We start from the raw sequence: 19841 nt of genomic DNA, 5'->3' as shown, positions 1-19841 counted from the left end.
CAATGACATCATAATCTCCTGCTACTCAGGCTTTGCCTGTGCCAAACCGGCGGCAAATAGGTGGCCGTTGAATCCGGCCAATTGTTCGAGGAACGCGGCGTCCATGGTTCGCCCCATCTGCTCCTCGAAAATATCTTTCAGCAGCATCGGCATCATGGCCAGGCTGACAAAGGCCATCCGCACGATGTCGGGATCTAATGAAGGCGTGATTTGTCCGGCGGATTTCAGCGCCTCCACTTTCCGGGCGCCGCGCGTGCGTCCGCGCTCCAATAATTGCCGGATAAAGCGCCGGCCCGGGCCTTGATTGAGCGCCAGCACTTTCAAGATCAGCTTCGGAAATTCCGGCCGTTTCGACATCGTCCGGTAATACAACAGGAGGAAGTCTTCGAACCCGTTGACCGATTGCAGCATCTGCCCGTCCAACACGTCGAGCAGCGGGGTCATCGTGTCGCGGATCATTTCCTCGTACAAGCCCTCCTTATTGCCGAAGTAGTAACGGATCATCGAGATGTTCGCGTCGGCCTTTTCGGCGATCATGCGGGTCGTGACTTTGTGGTAGTCGTCGGATAGAAAACTATCGAGAGCCGCTTTGAGCAAGCGTTCGCGCACGGGATCGGAAGCGGCCTCCGGGGAGCTATTCATCGCCTTCTCCAATAGCTGAAATAATAGGCAGATTAACAGAGGTAGGGCAGGCGCCTCCAGCGGTTTCGTCAATCAAATTGGGGAATTTGATTGACCGAAACTTTGCTGTTCAATAATGCTAATACTGGGATGATGACCTCGCCTTTGGCAGATTTCGTTGATTCAAATGAGCCCGGAGGTTTTTCGGGCAAAAAAAAGCCCAACCGTGACCGGTTGGGCTTGGTTTATCCGGTGGAGAACAGAGTGGCCTGTCACACGTTAACAAACTACCTCATACATCCAAATTCGCCACATCCAGCGCATTCTTCACGATAAAGTCCCGGCGCGGTTCGACCACGTCGCCCATCAGGGTGGTGAAGATCTCATCGGCCGCGATCGCATCCTCGATCTTGACTTGCAGCAGGCGGCGGTTGTTCGCGTCGAGCGTGGTTTCCCAGAGCTGTTCCGGGTTCATCTCGCCGAGGCCTTTGTAGCGCTGGATGTGCTGGCCTTTTTTGATTTCCCGCATCATCCAGTCGAAAGCCTGCTTGAAGCTCGCGACCGGTTGCTGTTTTTCGCCCATCTGCATGTACGATGCCGCGTTGAACATGCCGGCGGTCAATTGCGCGTAGTGAGCGATCCTTTGGTAGTCCTTGCCGTTGAAAAAGCTGGCCGGCAGCACGAATTGTTTGTTGTTGCCGTGCCGGCGCTTGTCGACGGTAATCACGAAATCCTGTTCGTGCCGGTATTCCAGCTCGATCGCATAGAGGGTCTTGTCCTCCGCGGCTGCCAGGTTTTCTTGCAGCTTCATCAGCCAGGCATGCAGGGCGTCCTTGTCCTTTAGCAGCGGCTCGTCCACCACGTCCATCAGCGTCAATTGTTCCAGAAAACCGCTGTCGTAGCGTCTGGCCAGGCGGTCGATCGTGCGCGTGACTTCGGTGAACTCCTGCGCCAGCTTTTCGAGGCCCTGGCCCTGAATCGGCGGCACGCCCTCGCTGGTGAACAGTTGCGCCTTGTCCAGCGCCTGCTGGATCAGATACTCGTTCAAGTTGGCGTCATCCTTCACATAATGCTCCTGTTTGCCTTTTTTGACCTTGTACAGCGGCGGCTGGGCGATGTAGATGTAGCCTTTTTCGATGATCTCGGGCAGTTGCCGGTAGAAAAAGGTCAGCAGCAGGGTGCGGATGTGCGAGCCGTCCACGTCCGCATCGGTCATGATGATGATGCGGTGGTAGCGCAGTTTTTCCAGGTTGTATTCTTCCTTGCCGATGCCGCAGCCGAGCGCGGTGATCAAGGTGCCGACTTCCTCGGAGGAGATCATCTTGTCGAAGCGTGCCTTTTCGACGTTCAGGATCTTGCCTTTTAAGGGCAGGATAGCCTGAGTGCGGCGGTCGCGGCCCTGTTTGGCGGAGCCGCCTGCGGAGTCCCCTTCGACGAGGAACAGTTCGGACAGGGCGGGGTCCTTTTCCTGGCAGTCGGCCAGTTTTCCGGGGAGTCCCGCGATGTCGAGCGTGGTCTTGCGGCGCGTCATTTCACGGGCCTTACGTGCCGCTTCGCGCGCCCGCGCCGCATCGACGATCTTCATCGTAATCGTTTTTGCGACTTGCGGATTTTCAAGTAAAAATTCCTGTAATTTCTCGTTCATCGCCGATTCGACGATCGGTTTGACTTCGGATGAGACCAGCTTGTCTTTCGTTTGCGAGGAAAACTTCGGGTCCGGCACCTTGACCGACAATACCGCGGTCAAGCCTTCGCGGGCGTCGTCGCCGGTCGTCGCGACCTTTTCCTTCTTCGCGAGTCCGCTGGTTTCTATGTATTGATTGATCGTGCGGGTCAGGGCACTGCGAAATCCGGCCAGATGGCTGCCGCCGTCGCGTTGCGGGATGTTGTTCGTGTAGCAGAATACGTTTTCCTGATACGAATCGTTCCACTGCATCGCCACTTCAACCGCTACGCCGTCTTTTTCGGTCACGAAATGAAAGACTTCCGGGAACAGCGGGGTTTTGTTCTTGTTCAGATGCTCGACAAAGGCCGAGATGCCGCCTTCGAACTCGAACACGTCGCGCTTGTCGCTGCGTTCGTCCTCGAGGATGATGCGCACCCCGGAATTCAGGAACGACAGTTCGCGCAGGCGTTTGGCCAGGATGTCGTAATGAAACTCGACATCGGCAAAGGTCTGCGCGCTCGGTTTGAACTTGATCTTGGTGCCGGTACCTTCGGCCGGGCCGGCCGCGGCGAGCGGCGCGACCGGTTCGCCCATCTTATAGGTTTGTTTGTGCAGTTTGCCGTTCTTGCGGATTTCGAGTTCCAGCTCTTCGGACAAGGCATTCACGACCGAAACCCCGACGCCGTGCAGGCCGCCCGAGACCTTGTAGGCGTTGTCGTCGAATTTGCCGCCCGCATGCAGCACGGTCATGATCACTTCCGCAGCCGAGCGGCCTTCTTCTTCATGAATGTCGACCGGAATGCCGCGGCCGTCGTCCTTGACCGACACGAAGCCGTTGTTGTGAATGACCACATGCACTTCCTTGCAATAGCCGGCCAACGCCTCGTCGATCGAGTTGTCCACGACCTCGAAAACCATGTGATGCAGGCCGGTGCCGTCATCGGTGTCGCCGATGTACATGCCGGGGCGCTTTCTGACCGCGTCGAGCCCCTTCAACACCTGGATGTTGGTGCTATCGTACTGATCCTTAATGTTTTCCTGACCGTTTTCTTGACTCATCTTTGTACCTGCTTCTGGTTTTTCGTATGTTTCACATGGAACAATCGGCCGGATTGATCCTGCCATGTTCCACATGGAACATTTTATGGTTGTGACTGGTGGATAAATCGCCAAAATCGTTTGGCGAGGTGGCGGTAATGAAGGCCTGGCACTGCATGCCGGTTAAATACTCCAATACCTTGGCGCGATTCGCCACATCGAGTTCGGCGGCAAAATCATCGAAGAGGATGCAGGCCGCGTCCTGCTCGGTTAAGTTTAATCGCTGGACCTGCGCGAGCTTCAGGCTGATGACCAATAGTTTCAGCTGGCCGCGTGAAACAATGTCCCTTGCGGGCAGGCGGTCCAGGGTCAACAGCAGATCGGCGCGGTGTGGGCCGCTTTGCGTGAAACCGTAGCGCAAGTCTTTCTCGGCGTCGGCGGTCAAGGCGTGCAGCAGGGATTCGCTGTCGTCCCAGCCGGGCGACAAAGACAGCGTCATCGAAGGAAGGCCCAGCAACTGGCCGGCGATGCTCTGAAAAACAGGGATAAAAGCCTCCAGATAGCGGCGCCGGCAATCAGTGACTATTGTACCGTAATACGATAACTCCTGGCTCCATACTTTCAGGTGCTCGGGCTGGCGGTTTTTCAGCAAGGCATTGCGCTGGGCGAGGGCCTTTTTATAGTGGCGCCAGGCCGGCAAAAAGGCCGGATCGTGATGAAAAACGCCCCAGTCCAGAAACTCCCGGCGCGCCTGGGGGCCGCCATCGAGAAGCTCGTAACTCTTCGGGTAGATCAACTGCAACGGCAGGGCATAGGCGAGGCTCGATTTGTTCGGCAGCGTCTGTTGGTTGATGCGAATCTCGCAAGCCTTGTTGTCGAGCCTGACGCCGACGTGCTGGTGCGCGCCGCCCGCGAACACGGTTTGCGCGGTAACCAACAAATGATCGTGGGAGAAATGAATGACGGGTTTGATGGAGGAGGAGCGGAACGAGCGGGCGCGGCCGAGCAGGAAAATGGCCTCCAGCAGGGCGCTTTTGCCGGAGGCATTGGCGCCGTAGATGAAGTTCAGCGTCGGCGCGGGATACAGGGTGGCGTGTTGGATATTTCTGACCGAAGCAATATCCAGTCTTGTTACTGTCATTGCGCGCGCATCATAACCGCATCGGCATCACGATGAATTTGTAAGTCTGCTGTTCGGGTTCGTTGATGAAGCAACTGCTCAGGTTTGAGGCGATCGTCAATTCGGCGGTATCCGCGTCGAGATTCGATACCGCGTCGAGCATGTATTGCGCATTGAACGAGATGCTGAATTCATCGCCGCCGTAGGTGATCGGCAGTTCTTCCTCGGCTTCCTCGTGTTCGGGGTTGTGCGCGTTGATGTGGAGCAGGTCCGCCGCGAAGCGGAAGGTCACGCCGCGAAATTTTTCATTGGCCAGAATCGAGGCGCGGGTCAGCGCTTCGCGGAGCAGCGGTTTTTGAATCGCCAGCGGGGGCAGGAAGGCTTGCTGAAAGACCTTGCCGAAGTCGGGATATTTGGAATCGACCAATTTCGCCGAAAACACGCTGTTATGCACCGCAACCTTGATATGGTTGCTCGAAAAACTGACCTGGAGCTGGGCGTCGCTGTCGTCGAGCAGGCGCGACAATTCCTGTACGCCTTTGCGCGGTACGATGATACGCGCTTCGAGGCCGGTCGGCGTTTCGAGTGCGTCTTCGTAAATCGCCAGGCGGTGGCCGTCCGATGCGACCAGTTTGAGCGCATTGTTCGAGATATGCAGCAGCAGGCCATTCAGGTAATAGCGCACATCCTGGTTGGCCATGCAGAACATCGTTTTTTCGAGCGCTTTTTTGAGCTTGCCCGCGCCGATCTGAAAACTGTTCTCCATCTGCGATTCGGCGAATTCGGGATAGTTTTCGGCCGGCAGGCAGGACAACGAAAAGCGGCTGCGCGAGGTGGCCAGTTTGACCATGTCGTCATGTTGCTCGATGCGTATCTCGGTATTCGGCGGCAACAGGCGGCAAATGTCGAGGAATTTGCGGGCGGGCAGGGTGATCGCGCCGGGTTGGGCGCCGATCACGGCCAGCCGGGAAACGATCTGGATTTCAAGATCGGTGCCGGTCAGGGTCAGCGTGTCCGCATCGATTACCATCAGCACGTTCGAAAGAATCGGCATCGTCTGCTTTTTTTCGATCACGCTGACGATTTGTTGCAAAGGAGGGAGCAGGGTGTCTCGATTGATACTGAATTTCATAGGCGAAGGCAAATAAAAGGGCAGTGGTAGATGTTACAGGCTCAAAAGGTACTCTTTAATAGATTAAGAAGCGATATCGAGTGTCAAAGGTGGCAATCGCGGCTCAAATCCTTGTGTTGCCGCATTGTCCACAAAAAACACGAAAGGCACGAAAAATTTCATAACTCAATCCGGTCAGTCGTTGCTTTCGGATAATGGTCAAAGTTGAGCGGCAAGCTCAGATGCTTTCTGTCGCTTCCTGGTAATTCAGCGCTGCGCCTTATGCGCTCACGGTACAGCGAAAAGCGCTTTTATTTCAACAAGGATGGCGGCGTAACAGGTTTTGTAACCGCCTTCTTTGCACCCAATTTCCTTATACATTTTTTCGTGCTTTTTGAGTTTTTCGTGGATATTTAATCGCGCGTAACATCAGTTACATAATTTTGGCACGCCCCGACACGCAAAGATCAATGCGACAAGGACCGCAACAGGTTCGCATAATCTTCCGCGACCTTGACGTCCGATTCTTTCAGCTCGACGATGCGTTTGCAGGCATTGATCACGGTCGTATGGTCGCGGCCGCCGAAGGCCTCGCCGATCTCGGGCAGGCTGTGCGAAGTCAGCTCGCGGGCGAGGCTCATCGCGATTTGCCGGGGCCGGGTAACCGACTGGCGGCGGTTTTTCGAGGACAGATCGGCAATCCGGATCTTGTAATAGTCGGCGACCGTTTTCTGGATGTTGTCGATATTGACCAGCTTGTCCTGCAGCGAAATCAGGTCGTGCAAAGCCTCCTTGGTGAACTCGACGGTGATCTTCTGGCCGGTGAACTGCGCATTCGCGATCACGCGCCGCAGCGCGCCTTCCAGGTCGCGCACATTGGACGGAATCCTTTTCGCGATGAAAAACGCGACTTCCTGCGGCAGTTCGACATGCGCGATGTCCGCCTTTTTCATCAGAATCGCGGCGCGGGTTTCCATGTCGGGCGGCTCGATCGACACCGGCAGCCCCCAGCCGAAACGCGATTTCAGGCGGTCTTCGAGGCCGTCGATCTCCTTCGGGTATTTGTCGCAAGTCAATACGACCTGGTGTTTCTTTTCGAGCAGGGTATTGAAGGTGTGGAAGAATTCTTCCTGCGAACGCTCCTTGCCGGCAAAAAACTGAATGTCGTCGATCAGCAGCACATCGAGGCCGCGGTAATATTCCTTGAAACTGTTGATCTGGTTTTGCTGCAAGGCCTTGACCATGTCCTGCACGAATTTTTCCGAATGCAGGTAGACGATCGAGGCGGCCGGATTCTTTTGCAGCACCGCGTTGCCGATCGCGTGCATCAAGTGCGTCTTGCCGAGGCCGGAACTGCCGTAGATCAGCAAAGGATTGTAGGCCTTGCCGATATTCTCGGCAACCTGGGTCGAGGCCGCGCGCGCGAGCTGGTTCGATTTACCTTCGACAAAATTGTCGAAGGTGAAGGATTTGTTCAGGAAGTTGGGATGCTGTTTTTTGGTTTCCGCAGGTTGCAGGTTTTTTACCGCGGCCGGCGCTTCCGGTTTTTTCGAGCCGATTTCGAGAACCAGCGTGATCGAGCCTTCCGCGAACTGATGGATCGTTTCCTCGATCTTCGCGAAATGATGTTCCTTGATCCAGTCGAGCACAAAACGGTTAGGGGCCAACAATCTGATCCGTCCTTCGCTCTCGACGGCCTGCAACGGCCGAATCCAGGTGCTGAAATCTGAGCTGGAAATTTCGTTTTCAAGCTTGGCGAGACAGTTGCTCCAAATCGAACTCATGAGGTTTTTGATAAAGATAAGATGGTAAAACAAATAAGACAGGGGCCTGTCATCGGGTTAATGCAATAAAAACAAAGCGTAATAGAATTGACAGGTTAAGCGGATTATTCTATCATCCTAAGGCTTTTTTATCTGTATTTCTTAAAATTATTTCGATCGGGCAACACTAATGAAAAGAACATATCAACCTAGCAAAATTAAACGTGTAAGAACCCACGGCTTTCGCGCCAGAATGGCAACCGTCGGTGGCCGCAAGGTCCTCAGCGCGCGCAGAGCGAAAGGCCGCGCCAAATTGACAGTGTAGTCGGCAACCGGGTGACTGAGAACAGTTTAAGTTTTCCTTCAGCGTTGCGTCTGAACAAGCCGGATGATTACAAAAAAGTTTTTGCCAAACCGGTAAAGTCCGGCGACCAATATTTTACCTTATTAGCCATCAGGAATGATCTCGATCATCCCCGGCTGGGTTTGGCAATCGCCAAGAAACAAATTAAAAAGGCCGTGCACCGGAACGCGATCAAACGGGCTGTCAGGGAAAATTTCAGAATGCGGCAGCATAGTTTGGGCAGTATGGATATCGTGGTGCTGGCGCGCAGGGAAGCGATCGACGCACCCTTGGAGACATTGAGTCATTCCTTGGAAAAGCATTGGTCAAGACTGGTATCCCGATGCGCTTCGTGCTCATAGCGGTCATCAAGTTTTACAAATACTTCATAAGTCCCCTGCTTGGAAATCGATGCCGGTTTTATCCAAGCTGCTCAACTTATGCCATCGAAGCGCTTCGTCTCCACGGTTTCATGGCTGGCTCCTACCTCACCCTGCGCAGACTATTGAAATGCCACCCTTTCCACGAGGGCGGCATTGACCCCGTCCCGGAAAAATTTGGTAATAATAAGAATGGATAATATAAGATTTCTTCTCATCTTTAGCTTTGGCCTGCTGGTCTTCATGCTGTACCAGCAATGGCAGATCGATTACGGCCCGAAACCGGCCGTGCCGGCGGCGGTAGAAAGCGCCGCGGCGACCCTCAAAGAAGACTTGCCGACCGTGAACGGCGAGGCGGCTTCTGCGGCTGCAAATGCGCCGGCGCAGGCCAGCGCGGCCGCTGTAGCGAGCGCGCCCGCCGCCACCAAGACCGTCAGGATCAAAACCGACGTGCTGGCGCTCGAAATCGACCTCGTGGGCGGCACGATCCAGAACCTGGACCTGCTCGCTTACCCGGTTCAGCAAAGCAATACGATCGTCGATGCGGCGCGCCGTTTGATCGGCTTCGAAGCGGAAACGATCGACCGCAGCCCGGTGCGCCTCTTCAATGCCGCACAGGATAAATACTTTATCGCGCAAAGCGGCCTGATCTCCAGCCCCGGCTCCGCTTCGGCGGCGAACCATCTGACCGTCTTTACGAGCGCCCAGGACAGCTATACGCTGCAAGACGGGCAGGACAGCCTGACCGTGCCGTTGACCTGGACCGACAGCAACGGTCTGACCGTGACCAAGGCGTTTACTTTTACGCGCGGCAGCTACGAAATCAAACTCGCGCAAAAGATAGACAACGCGTCCGCCCAACCCTGGAATGGGAGACAGTACAGCCAGTTGCTCAGAACGCCGATCAAGGAAAACAGCGGCAGTGCGCTGGCCGGCGGCATGCGCGCCTATAACGGCGGCGTGGTCTACACCGAAAAAGAGAAATATCAAAAGATCGATTTCGACGACATGCGGGAAGAAGTGCTCGACGCCAGCACCAAGGGCGGCTGGGCGGCGTTCATCCAGCATTATTTCGCCTCGGCCTGGGTTCCGCCTGCCGAGCAGGACAATCATTTCTACACCAAATGGCTGCAGCAAGACGACCGTTATGTGATCGGCTCGTATTCGCCGGCGGTGACCGTGCCGGCAAACGGCTCGGCAAATCTGACCGCGAGCCTGTATGCCGGTCCGAAGATTCAGCCGGTGATGGAAAAGGTCGCCAAAGGCTTGGAATTGACCGTCGATTACAGCGTGCTGACTTTCATCGGCAAGCCGATCTACTCGTTGTTGAACTGGATTCACAGTTTCACCCACAACTGGGGCCTCGCGATCATCGGCGTGACCTTCTGTATCAAACTGTTGATGTTCCCGCTGACCCAGGCCAGTTTCCGCTCGATGGCGAAGCTGCGCAAGGTGCAGCCGCGCCTGAAAGAACTGCAAGAGCGCTTCGCGGACGACCGCATGCGCCTGAACCAGGAAATGATGGCGCTGTACAAGAAGGAGCAGGTCAATCCGCTCGGCGGCTGCTTGCCGCTGTTGTTGCAGATTCCGGTGTTCATGTGTCTGTACTGGGTACTCGGCGAAACGGTCGAATTCCGGCAGGCGCCGTTCGCGCTCTGGTTGCAGGATTTGTCGGTGCAGGATCCTTTCTACATCCTGCCTCTGATCATGGGCGTCACGATGAAGATCCAGCAGGGTCTGAACCCGGCCCCGGTCGATCCGGTGCAGGCGAAGGTGATCAAACTGTTTCCGATCGTCTTCACGATCTTCTTCCTGTTCTTCCCGGCGGGTCTGGTGCTGTACTGGGTGGTCAACAATACCTTGTCGATCTGCCAACAAATGTACATCACCAAGCAAATCGAAAAAGCAGGGCTTGCATCATAAGTGCAAATCGACTTTAAAGACACCATCGCTGCGATTGCGACACCGCCGGGCAACGGCGGTGTCGGCATCGTCCGCATTTCCGGCAGTCTCGTCAGCGAGATTGCCAGTCATCTGCTCGCCAAACCCCTGACGCCGCGACTGGCGCAATACACCCCCTTCCTGGATGCCGACCGGACCCTCATCGATTCCGGCATCGCGCTGTATTTTCCGGGCCCCCATTCCTATACCGGCGAAGACGTGCTCGAACTTCAGGGCCACGGCGGCTCGGTCGTGCTCGACATGGTGCTGCGCCGCGTGCTGTCTCTCGGTGTTCGGGTCGCAAATCCCGGCGAATTCACCGAACGCGCGTTTTTGAACAACAAGCTCGATCTGGCCCAGGCCGAAGCGGTCGCCGACCTGATCGAAAGCAGCACCGAGCAATCGGCGCGTTCCGCGCAAATGTCGATGCAGGGCGTCTTCTCGACGCTGATCAACGACCTGGTCGAAGAATTGACGGAGCTGCGCACCTATGTCGAGGCCGCGATCGATTTCGTCGAGGAAGAAATCGATTTTCTGAGCGACGGCGTCGTCGAGAACCGTATCACCGCCTTACTCGGCCGGATCGAGCAAATCCAGCAGACCGCGAAGCAGGGGCGCCTGCTCCGCGACGGCATGACGGTCGTATTGGCCGGCAAACCGAACGCCGGAAAATCGAGCCTGTTGAATGCACTGGCCGGCTTCGAGGCAGCGATCGTGACCGACATCGCCGGCACCACCCGTGACGTGCTCCGCGAAAGGATACAACTGGACGGCATGCCGCTGCACATCATCGATACCGCGGGGCTTCGGGATAGCGACAATCCGGTCGAGCAGGAAGGCATCCGCCGCGCTCACGCCGAAATCCGCAAGGCCGACCTGATCCTGCTGTTGATCGACGCCCGCGACCCGGATGACGAAGCGATCCGGCAAACCCTGCCGGACAACATCCCGATCACCGAAGTCTACAATAAGATCGACCTGCTCGGCCGCGCGCCGGAAATGATCGAAACGGCCGCCGGCACGCAAATTTATCTGTCGATAAAAACGGGCGAAGGCATGGATTTCCTGGTCCGCCACCTCAAACAAAGCGTCGGTTTCAACGACCGGGCCGAACACGTCTTCATCGCCCGTCGCCGCCACCTCGAAGCGCTTAGCCAGGGCCACGCCTTCGTCGAAAGCGCGCTCTACCAACTGCAAGCCAACCACGCCGGCGAACTGGTCGCCGAAGACCTGAGACAGGCGCAAAACGCCTTGGCCGAAATCACCGGGCAATTTACGTCCGATGATTTGCTTGGCAAGATTTTTTCCAGTTTCTGCATCGGAAAATAAGCATCCTTTTGCAGGACATTCCAGCTACGCTGTTAGAATGACCTGCAAATCAACCTGGAAATCAAGAACCGGAGTGAAAGGATGAATCAGCAACAAAAGCAAATACTGCTCGATCTGGCGAAAAACTCGATCCTTCACGGCCTGCAATCCGGCAAGCCGTTGACGGTTGATCCGTCCGCTTTGCCATCGGAATTGCTGGAGCCGCGCGCGACCTTCGTGACCCTGCATAAAGATCACGAATTGAGAGGCTGCATCGGCACGCTGAAGGCGGTGCGGCCGCTGGCCGAAGATATTGCCGAAAATGCGTTTGCGGCCGCGTTCAGGGATTACCGCTTTCCGCCGTTGACCGCCGACGAGTTCGAGCAGCTGGAAATTCATTTGTCGATCCTGACGCCGCCCGCGCCGATCGCGTTCAGTTCGGAAGAGGATTTGCTCAGGCAGCTTCGGCCCGGCGTGGACGGCTTGATCATCGAGGAAGGCCCGCGGCGCGGGACTTTCCTGCCGTCGGTCTGGGAACTCTTGCCCGATGCGCGGCAGTTTCTTCGGCATCTGAAGCAAAAGGCGGGGCTGCCGGCGGATTATTGGTCGGATACCGTGCGGGTATATCGTTATCAGGCAGAAGGGATTGGTTGATTTGTAAAAGTCTGAGTTTGATCTGACATGTTCAGAAATAGGGTTAGAATTTACACTGTAACAAGGAAAGGCTCACTAAAATTGATCGGCTCATATCGGCTAAAACCAGTCTGTAAGAAGTTTCTAATGTATATCTGATGAAACTTCGAAAGCGTATAACGCCTACGGTGATGCCGCCGCCCCTAAAAATCCATTGAATCCATCTTCTGGTAGCAACTCAGATTTGTTGGGTTGAATCTTCCATTCGCGGAAAGATTCGTCAAACATTGGCTTAAAGTCAGTGCTGTAGCGTTCAACCCAGTCCCTTTTGGCAGTGGCAACATCAAACTTAACTAGTTGGCATGTTGAAAGCCACTTTTGAAGGTTTTCCTGATTTTTTAACCGCGCCGATATTGGCTGCAGACCGCCAACAAAACCGCCAAAATAAGTATCTCCAATATTAATAGATAGATAATAGACTTTATTAGGTGCCAACTCAGTCTCGATAAACCTAAATCTCAGCTTAGGAATACTCCCCACTGATCCTGTCCCTGCAATGAATGAGAGACCGAGGGTATGCTTGCCAGCAGAAGTTTCGTAAATATGGCATAAATTACTCCCTTGTCCCGCAGAGATCATCTCTTCACCATCATATAGTTGATACGGTACTTGAATAAAAGCTCCTGCGGGGCGGACTAAGACTAAATAAGTTTTATTAGTAATATTACTACTATTAACAACCGAAGAATATAAATCCGGAGTAATTTTAAAAGGAGGTAAAGCTACTGAACATCCTGATATAGAAAAAGCAACTCCAGCGACAGTAAATGCTGCAACAAACACTCTAAGTAATCTGCGAATTTGCATCTTCATCTTTTGGTTTGAATTGGATGGCGCGGCCAACTTCACTTAGTAATTGGTTTCTGAAAATCATGCCTGATTGGTTAATTCTTGGCATAAACCAAGTTTAAAGGTCGACAAGCTCGGTTAAAACGCTTTACTATCCATTAAGATGACAGAATACCGTAATTTTAATGAATCTCGTTTAAACAAAATTCAGCCCCATTGCTGTGGTTGTAGAAGACTCCCGGCTAGCAACTCCATCGTCAGCCGGGAATTTTTTTCATGAGCTTTTGGCCTTCATCATGGGCAACGCCTCAAGCGTTATTCGTCTCCTTAGAATCCGGTTACGGCAAACCAAACATCACCTTCAGCAGAGTCACCATTTAGAATCATGACGACCGGTGCTAAACAGGGGGATGGGAAATTTTCAAGCTGAACTTTTATATTAGCATTGCCCTTGCCAATAGGTTTGTGGACAGGAATGGGATCGGTAATAACGTTAGAGAAAGGGATGTCTGTAGTGCTGTCGGGAGCCGTCTGACAACTTAGTAGTGCCCGAAAATGGTCTTCATCATTGGGACTTCCGTTACCAAAAATGAGTCCCTTAATGTTAATAATAAGCTTGCCGTCTGAAAACAATTTCCCATCGACAGATTTGGCAATTTTCCATGATTGATAATCGCCGAGAACATCCCGGACCTTAGGATCGGAATCAAGAGGGCCATTCCCAGGAGGATTAGCATCAGGGGGAGGGGTTGACAAGAATGGGGCATCCACACCAAACATAGATTTAAAGTGCAGAATAATTTTTGCCCCCTTAGGGTGATCTTCAGATTTTGCGGAACTCGCTGCTAAAGCTGGTATTGCCAATATAGACAGTATTAGGACAAGGCTGTATTTTCTAAACATAACAACTTCCTCGCGCATTTGATGGATAATAATTGTTTACGAACTTTTTGCATTTCCCTTGTATGAGTTAATAAACAGTGGTCCCCCTTACTCTCTTTCTCTTGTCTCGGTAAAACCCGGTGTGCGTCTTATGCTCCATATGGCTACACAGGTATAGATTCCTTAAACTGTTAAAAAGGTTCAATAGAATGCTAGGCTAGACCACATTTTCCTGCTAATAAAGGCGAGATAATGCAATGATTGCAACAATTGAGCAGATGTTATTTTGATCATCCCGCAGGTAGAAACCATGCGCGGCTGATTTCTCCATGCACCTGATCGAGTGCGATCTGCACTTGGTCGATGAAGTTATGCAGCGGCGCGCATTTCATTTTTTCGACCTGCGTCGACAGAATTTGGGTCTTGATTTGATACAAAATGCGGACCGCCGGTTCGTGGTTCGGCAGGGTCTTCAGGCTGCGTTCTATGTTGCACAGGTTATGCCGGATCGAGCGCGGAAAATCCTGGCTTTGAAATAAAAAGATCAGCACGTCGCCGCGCCGGACCCGGGCCTGCATGCTGCGGCGGTACATTTGATACGCGCTGAGGGATTTCAGCAGGCTGACCCACTGAATCGTTTCGAACGGGCGCAGTTCGGTATCGATGGGCAAGAGGCCGTCCGTGCGCACATCGATGATGCGCGAGGTCATATCGGCGCGTTCGATATTGCGGCCGAGCAGCAGGAAGTGATAGCCCTGGTCGTGGTTCATCGTGCCCGCGAGCATCCCGTTCAGCGTTTGCGAATTGAGGATGATGCGTTTCAGATACTCGTGCCGCCCGCGTTGGGACAGGCCTTCGTTGAGCTGCTCGCCGGCGTCGAGATGGTGTTTGTTGATCAGTTCCCAGGCTTCGCGCGGCAGATAGTCGCGGATCGTGCGCGCGTTTTCGCGCGCCGCGCGCAAGGAACTCAGGATAGAGCTGGGATTTCTCTCGCAGCCGATCATGAATCTGACGACTTCCTTTTCGCTGTAACCGGGATGCTGCCGTTCGAACAGTTCGCGCGCGCCGGCCATCGCGACCAAAGGCTCCCATGCCGGCGTGATGCCGCGCGGCAGGTCGAGATGCAGCGCGGCGTTGGCGGCCAACAGGCGGGCGGTGTTTTCGGCGCGTTCCAGATAACGCGCCAGCCAGTAAATATTTTCAGCGACTCGCGATAACATCTTTTTGCTCCATATCGATCGGTACGATCCAGGTATCCTTGCTGCCGCCTCCCTGCGACGAATTGACGACCAATGAACCTTTACGCAGCGCGACGCGGGTCAGGCCGCCCATCGTGACTTGCTGTTGTTCGGCGCTCAAGATGAACGGGCGCAGATCGACGTGGCGCGGCTCCACCTGTTTCTCGACGATGGTCGGCACGGTCGAAAGCCCGAGCACCGGCTGCGCGATGTAGTTGCGCGGGTCTGCCTTCAGTCGCCTCGCGAATTCCTCGCGCTCTGCCTTGGTCGAGGCGCTGCCCACCAGCATGCCGTAGCCGCCCGATTCGTTGGCCGGTTTGACTACCCGGTTTTCGAGGTTGGCCAGGGTGTCGGCGAGCGCCTCGGGCTCCATGCAGCGCCAGGTCGGCACGTTCGGCAGGATCGGTTTTTCGCCGAGATAGAATTCGATGATGTCCGGCACATACGAATAGACCACCTTGTCGTCGGCGACTCCCGCGCCGGGCGCGTTCGCGAGCGCGACCTTGCCGGCCTTCCAGGCGCGCACTAGCCCCGGCACGCCGAGCATCGAGTCGGAGTGAAAGGCTTCCGGGTCGAGAAACAGGTCGTCGACTCGGCGGTAGATCACGTCGACGCGGGCCGGGCCGCCGACCGTGCGCATGTACACGCAGTCGTCGCGGTCCACATACAGATCGCGGCCTTCGACCAGCTCGCAGCCCATCTGCTGGGCGAGGTAGCTGTGCTCGAAATAGGCCGAGTTGTAGATGCCCGGCGTCAACACGACCACTTCCGGGTATTCGATGTCGCGCGGCGACAGCGCGGCCAGCGTGTCGTAAAGCTGCGAGGGATAGTCGTCGACCGGCAGCGGCGCGTAATCCTCGAACAGTTCGGGAAACACGCGCTTGGTGACCAGGCGGTTTTCGAGCATGTACGAGACGCCGGACGGCACCCGCAGGTTGTCTTCGAGCACATAGACCGTGCCGTCACGGTCGCGCACCAGGTCGGAGCCGCAGATATGCGCCCAGATCCCGAAACGGGGCGATATGCCGACGCATTGCGGGCGGAAGTTACTCGAACTGGCCAGGATTTCCTTCGGGATGATGCCGGCCCTGATGACGTCCCGGTCATGGTATAGATCGTCGATGAAGCGGTTCAGCGCCATGACGCGCTGCTTGAGGCCTTCTTCTATCCTGTCCCATTCGGCTTTCGCGATGATGCGCGGCACGATGTCGAACGGCCAGGTGCGGTCGATCGCGTCCTGGGTTTCGTCCGAATAGACCGTAAAGGTGATGCCCATTTCCTTCAACGCCAGATCGGCCGCGGCCTGCCGGGACGCCAGATCGTCAGCGTCCATGCCGGCCAGCAATTTGGCCAGTTGTTCGCCGTGCGGGCGGGGCCGGCCCTGAGGATCGACCAATTCGTCCCAGACCTTATCGGCGTCGTAAGTTTTCCAATCGATGTGTTTCATGCGCCATTCCTCGCTGTTGACTGGCGGTCCAAGATGATTAAGTCCTTAAGTCCAGGGTATAAGGGCATTCGTCGTTGATCTCTTCGCCCGGCACCGCGATCGGCCCCGGCGTATGCCCGTGTGGCCAAAACCGCGCCAGCCGCCGGGCTTCCGCTTCGTTCGCGTTGACCGGAAAGGTTTCATAATTGCGTCCGGCCGGATGCGAAACATGGTAAGTGCAGCCGCCGAGCGCGCGGTCGTTCCTGGTGTCGACCAAATCGAACACCAGAGGCGCATGGCTTGGAAGCGTCGGATGCAGGCCGGACGCCGGCTTCCAGGCCTTGTAGCGCACACCGGCGACCCATTCGTCGCGGCGCGCGGTGCGGCGCAGCGGCACCCTGCGGCCGTTGCAGGTCACCACATGGCGGCCTTCGGTCAAGCCCCGGGCCTTGATTTCGAGACGTTCGACCGACGAATCGACAAAACGGGAGGTGCCAAGCGCTGTAACTTCCTCGCCGAGTACATGCCAAGGCTCGATCGCAAAACGCAGTTCCAATTCCGCATCGCCGATTTGCGCTCTGCCATAGTGCGGGAACCTGAATTCCAAAAACGGCGCCAGCCAGTCCATCGCAAAGCCGAAGCCCCAGCGCTGCAGCGTTTCGATCACATCCTTCAGGTCGCCGGCGACATAATGCGGCAGCAGAAAGCGGTCGTGCAGTTCGGTGCCCCAGCGTACCGGTTCGAGTTCGTACGGATGATCCCAAAAGCGCGCCACTAATGAACGAAGAAGCAACATCTGTACCAGGCTCATTTGATGATGCGGCGGCATTTCGAAAGCCCGGAATTCGACCAGGCCGAGACGGCCGCCCGGGCCGTCCGGCGAATACAGCTTGTCGATGCAGAATTCGGCGCGGTGGGTATTGCCGGTCATGTCGGTCAACAGGTTGCGCAGCACCCGATCGACCAGCCAGGGGTTAGGGGAGGGATGTTGCGCAAGCTGCTTGAGCGCGATCGACAATTCATACAGCGAATCGTCGCGCGCCTCGTCGACGCGCGGCGCCTGTGAGGTCGGACCGACGAACAGCCCCGAAAACAGATACGACAGGCCGGGATGATGCTGCCAAAAGCGCAGCAGGCTGGACAGCAGGTGCGGCCGGCGCAAAAATGGCGAGTCGGCGGCGGTATGGCCGCCCAGGGTCACATGATTGCCGCCGCCGGTGCCGGTATGGCGGCCGTCGAGCATGAATTTTTCGGCGCCGAGGCGTGCGAGTCGCGCTTCCTCGTACAAACTCTCGGTCAGTGCGGACAATTCCGCCCAATCGGCCGATGGCGGCACATTCACCTCGATTACGCCGGGGTCCGGGGTGATGTTGAAGCGCTTCAGGCGTTCGTCGCGCGGCGGCTCGTAGCCTTCCAGCAGGATCGGGATGTTCAGGTCGGCCGCGGTATTTTCGACCGCGGCGATCAGACGCAGCCAGTGCGTAAGGTCGGTCAGCGGCGGCAGAAACACATGCAGCCGGTTGTCGCGCATTTCGACGCAGAGTGCGGTGCGGATCAGGTGGCTCTCCCCCTCCTGATGGTTCGCATCCGCAAAACCTTGCGCGCTGATGCCCTGATGTGGCGCGTTTGCACCAGCGCGGTGCGCAAAACGGCTTTGTAATTCGCCGTGACCGGCGGGCAGCGGAGACTTTGGTGCGAAAGGGTCGATCGGGATCAACTGCTGGCGCAAGTCTTCCGGCTCCCACCATAAACTTTCCAGCGGCAGCCGGTAACCCATCGGCGAATCGCCGGGCAACAGAAACATGTGTTCGCGGCGGAAATTCCAGCGGGACGAGCGCCAGCCGTCTGTGCCGTAATCCCAGGCGATCGGCAGGGCGTAGCCCACCACATAATCCGTGCCCAAGCCTTGCTGGAATATCTTCCGGAGGCGCGCGCGCTCGAGCGGGTCGCGAAGCTTAGAACACTGCACATCCACATTGGCCGGCAGGCTGCCTTCTTTCCAGAGATAGTAGATGCCGTCCTCGAAGCCCGGCACCGCAAAGTGACCCGGAACGCCGAGGAAGCCGGCGAGGCGCTTGATAAAACGCTTCGATACATTGCCCTGGTTGTGCAGGCGATCGTGATAGGAAGCGAGCAGGGCAGGATTGCGCCACACCGGTACGCCGTCCGCGCGCCAGAACACACCCAGCGCCCAACGCGGCAGTTGCTCGCCCGGATACCATTTGCCCTGACCGTGATGCAGCACGCCGCCCTCGGCCCAGCGCTGATAGAGCCGGCGCAGCAGATCCTCGGCGCGTTCGCGCTTGTGTTCGCCGAGCGCTTCGGTGTTCCACTGCGGCGAGTCCATGTCGTCGATCGAGACGAAGGTCGGTTCGCCGCCCTGGGTCAGGCGCACGTTGCCGAGGTTTAACAACGCGTCGACTTCGCCGCCCAGTTGCTGGATCCGCGCCCATTGTTCGGCGCTGTAGGGTTTGGTCACGCGCGGGTCTTCGTGGATGCGGGTCACCCGGTTTTCGAAATGAAAGGTCACCTCGCATTTGCCGACCGCGCCGGTGATCGGCGCCGCGCTGACCGGATCGGGCGTGCAGGACAAGGGAATATGGCCTTCGCCGGCGAACAGGCCGGAGGTCGGATCGATGCCGACCCAGCCCGCGCCGGGCAGGTAGACCTCGGTCCAGGCATGCAGGTCGGTGAAATCCTGCGCCGGCCCCGACGGGCCGTCCAGGCTCTTCTGATCGGCGCTCAACTGCACCAGATAGCCCGACACGAAGCGCGCGGCCAGTCCCAGATGGCGCATGATCTGCACCAAAAGCCAGGCGCTGTCGCGGCAGGAGCCGGTGCCGAGTAAAAGCGTTTCCTCGCAGTCCTGGATGCCGGGTTCCATCCGCAGGGTATAGCCGATGTCCTGTTGCAGGCGGCTGTTCAGCGCGACGATGAAGTTGACCGTATTGTCCGGCCGCTTCGGTACGGCTTGCAGCCATTTTTGCAGCCGTGGACCCGATTCCTTGATTTCGAAATAGGGCGCCAGTTCCTTGGCCAGCTGGTCTTCGTATTTGAATGGAAAGCTGTCGGCGTATTCCTCGATGAAAAAATCGAACGGATTGACCGTGACCAACTCGGCGACCAGATCGACTTCGACCGACAGTTTTTGCGTGGTTTCGGGAAACACGTAGCGGGCGACATAATTGCCGAAAGGGTCCTGCTGCCAGTTTACGAAATGCTTGGCGGGTTCGACTTTCAAAGAGTAATGGTGCACCGGCGTGCGCGTATGCGGGGCCGGGCGCAGGCGGACCAGATGCGGCGACAGCGTGGTCGGGCGGTCGTATTCGTAAACGGTCAGGTGATGGATCGCAATCTTGAGAGACATGGACGTACTCGAAATAGGCCTGTTGAAAGGCAAGCGTCGGCACCGGCATCGGCGCGCGTTTTGCCGTTGTACAAAATTACCAAGCAATAATTGCACCAATACAAAACGGCAGCTCGCGTGCGAAGCAGAAATCAGCTTGGCAACCGCTGAAGACA

General features: G+C 56.2%; 16 protein-coding genes. 6 read left to right on the top strand and 10 right to left on the bottom strand.

The window, feature by feature from the left end; genetic code table 11:
- Nucleotides 1–21 precede the first annotated feature (21 nt).
- The 5 genes from ACEPPP_RS10205 to dnaA all read right to left on the bottom strand — a co-directional run bounded on the left by ACEPPP_RS10205 (nt 22) and on the right by dnaA (nt 7340).
- On the bottom strand, nt 22–642 hold the full coding sequence (locus ACEPPP_RS10205; RefSeq protein WP_374086354.1) for a TetR/AcrR family transcriptional regulator: 621 nt from the start codon (nt 640–642) through the stop codon (nt 22–24).
- A gap of 271 nt (nt 643–913) precedes the next feature.
- The gene (gyrB, locus tag ACEPPP_RS10200; RefSeq protein WP_374086352.1) at nt 914–3346 is read right to left on the bottom strand and encodes a DNA topoisomerase (ATP-hydrolyzing) subunit B; all 2433 of its coding nucleotides are present in this window, start codon (nt 3344–3346) and stop codon (nt 914–916) included.
- A 31-nt stretch (nt 3347–3377) separates the two neighbouring features.
- Nucleotides 3378–4466, bottom strand: a complete 1089-nt coding sequence (gene recF / locus ACEPPP_RS10195; protein ID WP_374086350.1) for a DNA replication/repair protein RecF — start codon at nt 4464–4466, stop codon at nt 3378–3380.
- Between the two features lie 10 nt (nt 4467–4476).
- On the bottom strand, nt 4477–5577 hold the full coding sequence (gene dnaN / locus ACEPPP_RS10190; protein WP_374086348.1) for a DNA polymerase III subunit beta: 1101 nt from the start codon (nt 5575–5577) through the stop codon (nt 4477–4479).
- Between the two features lie 446 nt (nt 5578–6023).
- Nucleotides 6024–7340 carry a chromosomal replication initiator protein DnaA gene (gene dnaA, locus ACEPPP_RS10185; RefSeq protein WP_374086347.1) on the bottom strand — a complete coding sequence of 439 codons (1317 nt, stop codon included), beginning with the start codon at nt 7338–7340 and terminating at the stop codon, nt 6024–6026.
- Nucleotides 7341–7509: 169 nt separating this feature from the next.
- On the opposite strand from dnaA, the gene rpmH reads away from it, so the two are divergent.
- The 6 genes from rpmH (at nt 7510) to amrA (ending at nt 11945) form a co-directional block, all read left to right on the top strand.
- Nucleotides 7510–7644 (top strand): 50S ribosomal protein L34, encoded by a 135-nt coding sequence (rpmH, locus tag ACEPPP_RS10180; RefSeq protein ID WP_374086346.1) that lies wholly within the window; start codon nt 7510–7512, stop codon nt 7642–7644.
- A gap of 11 nt (nt 7645–7655) precedes the next feature.
- Nucleotides 7656–8024, top strand: coding sequence for a ribonuclease P protein component (gene rnpA / locus ACEPPP_RS10175; protein WP_374086345.1), 369 nt, complete (start codon nt 7656–7658; stop codon nt 8022–8024).
- Nucleotides 8006–8242 (top strand): membrane protein insertion efficiency factor YidD, encoded by a 237-nt coding sequence (yidD, locus tag ACEPPP_RS10170; RefSeq protein ID WP_374086342.1) that lies wholly within the window; start codon nt 8006–8008, stop codon nt 8240–8242. The genes rnpA and yidD overlap by 19 nt, the downstream gene beginning before the upstream one ends.
- Nucleotides 8235–9965, top strand: a complete 1731-nt coding sequence (yidC, locus tag ACEPPP_RS10165) for a membrane protein insertase YidC (RefSeq protein WP_374086340.1) — start codon at nt 8235–8237, stop codon at nt 9963–9965. Before yidD ends, yidC begins: the two co-directional genes overlap by 8 nt.
- On the top strand, nt 9966–11312 hold the full coding sequence (mnmE, locus tag ACEPPP_RS10160; RefSeq protein WP_374086338.1) for a tRNA uridine-5-carboxymethylaminomethyl(34) synthesis GTPase MnmE: 1347 nt from the start codon (nt 9966–9968) through the stop codon (nt 11310–11312).
- Between the two features lie 81 nt (nt 11313–11393).
- Nucleotides 11394–11945 (top strand): AmmeMemoRadiSam system protein A, encoded by a 552-nt coding sequence (amrA, locus tag ACEPPP_RS10155; protein WP_374086336.1) that lies wholly within the window; start codon nt 11394–11396, stop codon nt 11943–11945.
- Nucleotides 11946–12107: 162 nt separating this feature from the next.
- Here the strand turns inward: amrA and ACEPPP_RS10150 are convergent, their stop codons facing one another.
- From ACEPPP_RS10150 to ACEPPP_RS10130, 5 genes are all read right to left on the bottom strand, one after another.
- Nucleotides 12108–12791, bottom strand: coding sequence for a hypothetical protein (locus ACEPPP_RS10150; protein ID WP_374086335.1), 684 nt, complete (start codon nt 12789–12791; stop codon nt 12108–12110).
- A gap of 309 nt (nt 12792–13100) precedes the next feature.
- Nucleotides 13101–13676 (bottom strand): hypothetical protein, encoded by a 576-nt coding sequence (locus ACEPPP_RS10145; RefSeq protein WP_374086334.1) that lies wholly within the window; start codon nt 13674–13676, stop codon nt 13101–13103.
- A 269-nt stretch (nt 13677–13945) separates the two neighbouring features.
- Nucleotides 13946–14875 carry an alpha-E domain-containing protein gene (locus tag ACEPPP_RS10140; protein ID WP_374086332.1) on the bottom strand — a complete coding sequence of 310 codons (930 nt, stop codon included), beginning with the start codon at nt 14873–14875 and terminating at the stop codon, nt 13946–13948.
- Complete coding sequence (locus ACEPPP_RS10135; protein ID WP_374086330.1) at nt 14856–16340, bottom strand: circularly permuted type 2 ATP-grasp protein; 1485 nt, start codon at nt 16338–16340, stop codon at nt 14856–14858. The genes ACEPPP_RS10140 and ACEPPP_RS10135 overlap by 20 nt, the downstream gene beginning before the upstream one ends.
- A 37-nt stretch (nt 16341–16377) precedes the next feature.
- Entirely contained in the window at nt 16378–19686 is a 3309-nt protein-coding gene (locus ACEPPP_RS10130; RefSeq protein ID WP_374086328.1) for a DUF2126 domain-containing protein, read from the bottom strand.
- Nucleotides 19687–19841 lie beyond the last annotated feature (155 nt).

Origin of the sequence: Methylomicrobium lacus (assembly GCF_041897535.1) — a bacterium.
In the GTDB taxonomy this organism is placed as follows: domain Bacteria; phylum Pseudomonadota; class Gammaproteobacteria; order Methylococcales; family Methylomonadaceae; genus Methylomicrobium; species Methylomicrobium lacus_A.
The sequence above is the reverse complement of the archived record's forward strand: the minus strand, read 5'-3'. Positions and strand labels throughout refer to the sequence as shown.